General features: G+C 54.8%; 3 protein-coding genes and 1 pseudogene. 1 reads left to right on the forward strand and 3 read right to left on the reverse strand.

The annotated features are described in order from the left end of the window. Window positions 1-146 precede the first annotated feature (146 nt). The 3 genes and pseudogenes from IQ241_RS24850 to IQ241_RS24860 form a co-directional block, all read right to left on the reverse strand. Window positions 147-1043, reverse strand: a pseudogene (locus IQ241_RS24850) (type I restriction enzyme HsdR N-terminal domain-containing protein); the annotation flags it as partial. 199 nt (window positions 1044-1242) lie between these two features. Further along, a complete protein-coding gene (cysS, locus tag IQ241_RS24855; protein ID WP_193912449.1) occupies window positions 1243-2727 on the reverse strand; it encodes a cysteine--tRNA ligase in 1485 nt (494 codons plus the stop codon). A gap of 165 nt (window positions 2728-2892) precedes the next feature. After that, the gene (locus IQ241_RS24860) at window positions 2893-4140 is read right to left on the reverse strand and encodes a TetR/AcrR family transcriptional regulator (RefSeq protein ID WP_193912451.1); all 1248 of its coding nucleotides are present in this window, start codon (window positions 4138-4140) and stop codon (window positions 2893-2895) included. Window positions 4141-4240: 100 nt separating this feature from the next. Between IQ241_RS24860 and IQ241_RS24865 the strand changes: the two genes are divergently transcribed. Beyond that, entirely contained in the window at window positions 4241-5113 is an 873-nt protein-coding gene (locus IQ241_RS24865) for an acyl-CoA desaturase (RefSeq protein ID WP_193912453.1), read from the forward strand. The last annotated feature ends 106 nt before the right edge of the window (window positions 5114-5219 follow it).

Below are 5219 nucleotides of genomic sequence, written 5' to 3' on the forward strand. Positions count from 1 at the left end.
AGGGTGGTGATAGCGCTCGTATTCAAGTGCGCTAATGTCGGCTTCGCTGAACTCTAGTTGAATCATGACCGCGGTGTCTTTTGGGTGGGCTAACTCAATTTCACCATGACTATAGAATTAGTTCAAGCCCGAACCGGCTAGAGTATAAACAGCTTCACATTCTCCAACGACGACACACACACTGACATGTGAGACGGCGTGAGGCTAATCTTGGCATCCTCGCTAAACACCCCTTCCCACTTTTGCTTAGCTTTGTCGAATAGATCCTGAATTTTAGTTTTCAGAGCCGCTTCCGTCTGCCCCGTATTGCGAAACTCCAACGAACGGGTCGATCGACGGTTACCCTGCCCGGAGTACCACTCATCGTAGAGCTTCGTGAAAATTAGCTTAAATAGTTCCTCGAATACATCCACCCCGGCATTCGCCAGAACCTCATCTTCCATTTCCTCGATCAAGGTCTTGAGGGACTTGTTCTCCTTCACTAACTTGTCATTAGCGATCAGATCTTCTAGGGTGAACTTGATCTGAAGAATATCCGCTAGGGTTTGATTGGCATTGGGCAAACCGGGTATGTCTTCAAAGTAATTGGGATCTTTACGCTGGTAGTAAGAAATTTGATCGCCATTTGTCCAAACAGCAATCGGCGCACCTGTGGCATTACAGTAGGAGCGAAGCTGATTTTTACCATCCTTTAGCTTTGGCTTTTTGATTTCCACAACCATGTAAGCCGTGTTAGGACGATCCTTGTCCATCACCACAATGTCCGCCCGTTTCACCTCTCGCCCAAAATTCACGCCATACTCTACTTGGATGTGACTGAGGGGATAATGCAAACGATCAGTCAAAACCTGTAAATAGAGTTGCCGAATTGCCTCCTCTGGAGTAAGCCTAATCGCTTTCTGCCTTACCAGACAAACTGTATAAGGAACATCACCTTTCTTAGTCTCTTTGATGGTGATTGCTTTCTCTAACCGCTCAATTTCATCTGTTGTGAACTGTGACAGCTTGTAATTTGAGTCCTTGAGGATATCGGCTAATTTCATTAGGGATGATTGGGTTGACTAAGGGCTTCTCTGTCATAAAAGTTTAGCGCTATTGCAGATACTGACTGCTCGATTTTTTGAATCCCTTAAGGGCGATCGCTGGTCGAGGAACTATATCTTTCGACAGGCTGTTCATCTGAAGCATCATTCCTACCACACAAAGCAACCCTACGTGCAATGGATTCTGTGCTGAGCCAAATTACTGTACGCGGTGCCAGTCGGTGACGCCGCCAGGTTTGTCAATTAGGGTAATGCCTTGGGCGCTGAGCTCGTTGCGGATGCGGTCGGCTGCGGCGTAGTTTTTGGCCTGTTTAGCCTGACGGCGCTGTTCGATTAGGGCTTCTATCTGCTCGTCGTCAAGGTCATTCGCCTGTGCTGAATTCGCCTGATCTGGCGATGTTTCTAAACCCAGAATCTGCGCTAAGCAAACTAGGGTCTGCCACTGCGGTTGCAGTACGGCAGCATCGGCATCTGGTTTGCTCTGATGGACAATGAGATTGCCCTGGCGCTCTAGCTCCTTCGCCAAGCCAAACAGAACGGCGATCGCGCCTGGCGTATTAAAGTCGTCATCCATTGCCGCCTGAAATTCTTTCACCGGCTCACTATCCGGCTCAATCCGCATCGCCGCCGGGTCACCAAAGGCCGAGTCTTCGGCATCGGGCCAGCCCAGCGCCGAACCGTAGTGATGGCCAAACAGCAGTCCGGTTTCTAGGGTGGCCCAGCTGTTTTGGGCAGACGCGATCGCACTTTCCGTAAAATCAATCGGCTTACGGTACTGCGCCTGGAGCACCAATAGCCTGAGCGCCATTGGCGACAGCCCGTCAGAAGCATCTAAAAGCTGCCGAATCGTGGTGAAATTGCCTAGCGACTTGGACATCTTTTCGCCACCGACGTTGACCATGCCGTTGTGCATCCAGTAGCGGGCCAGCGGCTTGCCGGTTGCGGCTTCAGACTGGGCGATCTCGTTTTCGTGGTGGGGAAAAACCAGGTCAGCGCCGCCCACATGGATATCGATGGTGTCGCCCATGCGATCGCGCACCATCGCCGAGCATTCAATATGCCAGCCGGGCCGCCCCGGCCCCCAGGTCGATTCCCAAGCGGGCTCGTCGGGCTTAGCCGCTTTCCACAGGGCAAAGTCGGCCGGATCTTTCTTTTTCGTCTCGACTGTACTGACTCGACCGCTGGCCCCGGCCTGCATGTCGTCTAGCTTGCGCCCCGAGAGCCTGCCGTAGGGCGCAAACTGGCGTACGGCATAGTAGACATCCCCCTCGGCGGGGTAGGCATAGCCCTTCTGCTCCAGCTCATGAATCAGCCGCTTGATGCCGTCAATGGTATGGGTGGCATAGGTATATTCATCCGCTTCGAGGATATTCAGCCGGGCCATGTCCTCAAAATAGGCCGCCGTGTATTTCTGAGCGACGGTCTCCATCGAAGACTGCTCGGCTCTGGCCCGATTGAGGATCTTATCGTCGATATCAGTAAAATTCTGGACGTAGTGCACCGCGTAGCCGCGCCACATCAGATAGCGGCGAATCGTATCCCAAACAATGTAAGAACGGGCATGGCCCAGATGGCAATAGTCATACACCGTAACGCCGCAGCAGTAGATCTCAACCTGGTTAGGCGTCAGCGTTTCTAGGGGCTCCTTTTGGCGAGAGAGACTGTTGTAAAGATATACGCTCATGCTGCGGTCAGGTTAGTTTGAGGAACGGTCAGTACAAAAGACGTCAAATCCGGCTCCCCTTCTCCCCGCCTGGGAGAAGGGGCTGGGGGATGAGGGCTCGCCGGAGGAGCTTTCAAAAAAATCTCCGTCAGTTTAATATTAGGCCGCTTTGTCTAATCGAGGCAGTCATTTCGGATTAGCCCCGCCCGGCTTCTGATCAATCGACAGCGCTTGCTCCAAAGCCGCTTTCTCCTGAGCGCGACGGGCATAGGGCTGGAGCTCAGCCAGGCTCAGTCCAGTGAGAATACTTAGATTCTCTAAGCTCATCCCTTTCATCAGCATTTCCACCCGCCAAGTCTGCTGGGCCTGCTCTAGCGTTGGCGGCTGCCCCTGAGGGGTGAGCAGGTCAGCGGTGAGGGACTGCCAGCGATCGCCAATCTCCGCCACCGTCATCGGCTGCCCATCCGCGTTCAAAAATAGGGCAGGCTGCTCGTCTTTGCGGCTTCTCAGCCACTGGGTCAGCGGATTGCGCGTGTAAGAACCGTAGCGATAGCCCATAATCCAGCGGTTGATCGGCACCTGTCGGGACGGATGGCTGACCTGAAGCAGCTGCTGCTGCGAGTCGCTGATATGCTGCGATCGCAGCAGCCCCGCTATTTCTACCGGACTCAGTCCAGCCCCGAAAAGAACGTATACCAGCGCATAGTCCTGGAGCCCCGACTTTTTAGCCCGCCGAAACAGGTCCCGCACTAAGCCCATAGGTAAATCCGCGATCGCCGCTGGGGGCAACGCGGCGCGGTCGGGCAGCGCTGGGGTAGGCAGCTCAGACGGCCTGACCCCCTCGGCTTCAGCCGCACTGAGAAAAAGGGCGACTAGATTGCCCAAAAACGCTTCTCGACTCTCCCAAACGCCGTGCGTATCGCTGGCCAGCTCCAGCGTGGCGTAGCCTACCAGCAGCGTATTCAGCAGACCGGCAAAGCGGTCTATCGGCACGGGACTAGTCGTGGGTTGCTGCGCCATCACGGCCGACCAATATTCGCTGGTCAGCTGGTTGGCCTGCTTCAGACTCTGCCCTAAGACCCGGCGGTTCTCAGGCGGGTATTGGCCCGACTCGCCAATTAGCGATCGCACTAGGTTGGGCACCTGCTCCAGCAGCCGCAAATTTTCATCGACGTAACGCTCCAGGGCCTGCGATAGGTCCGCAGGTTGAGCAATCCATCCTGAAAGCAGCGCTTTCACTTCGTCCAGGACGGTTGCCGCTTCCAGTACCGCTAAAAGCAAGCCTTGCTTGCTACCAAAATGACGAAACAGCGTTACTTCATTGACGTCAGCTGCTTCGGCAATTTGCCTTGTGGTTGTTTCGGTAATCCCTTGGCTGGCAAATAGCTCAAGCGCTGCGTTGAGCAGGCGGTCACGACTAGAGGTTCGAGTCATAAAGCGACAAATGAAAGTGCTACTTGCAAATTTTCAAAATGGTAGCTAAGCTATAACTGCAAGCAATACTTACATTACTACTATACCGCGAAGCATCCTTATGAATCCAAGCCTATCTCTCCAGCCCCCAGGCTCCGCCAATGCAGGCCCAGCTCAAACCAGCCCCGTTCAAACTAGCTGGGTCAGCATCGGCTTCTTTACCGCTGTCCACGCTTTGGCGCTGCTTGCTATTCCCTTTTTTAGCTGGTCTGCCCTGGGGGTCGCGGTGCTGCTGCACTGGCTCACGGGCAGCATTGGCATCTGTCTGGGGTATCATCGACTGTTGACCCATCGCAGCTTTCGGGTATCTAAAGGGTTAGAATACGCGATCGCAATCATCGGTGCCTTGGCGATTCAGGGCGGCCCCATTTTCTGGGTGGCCGGACACCGGCAGCACCATGCCCATACTGAAGACAACGAAAAAGATCCCTATTCGGCGCGTAAGGGGTTTTGGTGGAGTCATATGGGCTGGCTATTTCAGCTCAAGCCCAGAGTCTTTGACCGCGAAATCTATCAGAAAACCGCCCCCGACCTCGCCCGCGACCCCTTCTACCAATGGCTCGACCGCTATTTTCTACTGCTGCAAATTCCACTAGGGATTCTGCTCTACGCCCTCGGCGGCTGGTCATTTGTCGTCTACGGCCTGTTCGTCCGAGCAGTGGCGCTCTGGCACTCGACCTGGCTAATCAATTCAGCGACCCATATCTGGGGCGATCGCGCCTTCGACAGCGCCGATAACTCCCGCAACCTCTGGTGGGCTGCCCTGCTCACCTACGGCGAAGGCTGGCATAACAATCACCACGCCTACCCCAAAGTCGCCAAAGCCGGCTGGCGCTGGTGGCAGGTTGACCCCACCTGGTGGGCGATTCGAGCCCTGCAGACCCTCGGCTTGGCGAAGAAAGTGGTCATGCCGCCCCTCCAGGCCAGCCTCTAAGGCAGCTGGGGAGTAGGGGAGTGATCGGGTGATCGAAGTAATCGGCTGGCGTAATCAAACAGCTCTCTACTCCCTCACTCCCCCATTCCCTCACTCCCCCACTCCC

It is taken from the genome of Vasconcelosia minhoensis LEGE 07310, assembly GCF_015207255.1.
Lineage (GTDB): Bacteria > Cyanobacteriota > Cyanobacteriia > Phormidesmidales > Phormidesmidaceae > Vasconcelosia > Vasconcelosia minhoensis.

Excerpts from the sequence above, each read along its gene's own strand:
- IQ241_RS24860 (WP_193912451.1), bottom strand. The coding sequence starts at position 4,140 with ATGACTCGAACCTCTAGTCGTGACCGCCTGCTCAACGCAGCGCTTGAG.
- cysS (WP_193912449.1), bottom strand. The coding sequence starts at position 2,727 with ATGAGCGTATATCTTTACAACAGTCTCTCTCGCCAAAAGGAGCCCCTA.
- IQ241_RS24865 (WP_193912453.1), top strand. The coding sequence starts at position 4,241 with ATGAATCCAAGCCTATCTCTCCAGCCCCCAGGCTCCGCCAATGCAGGC.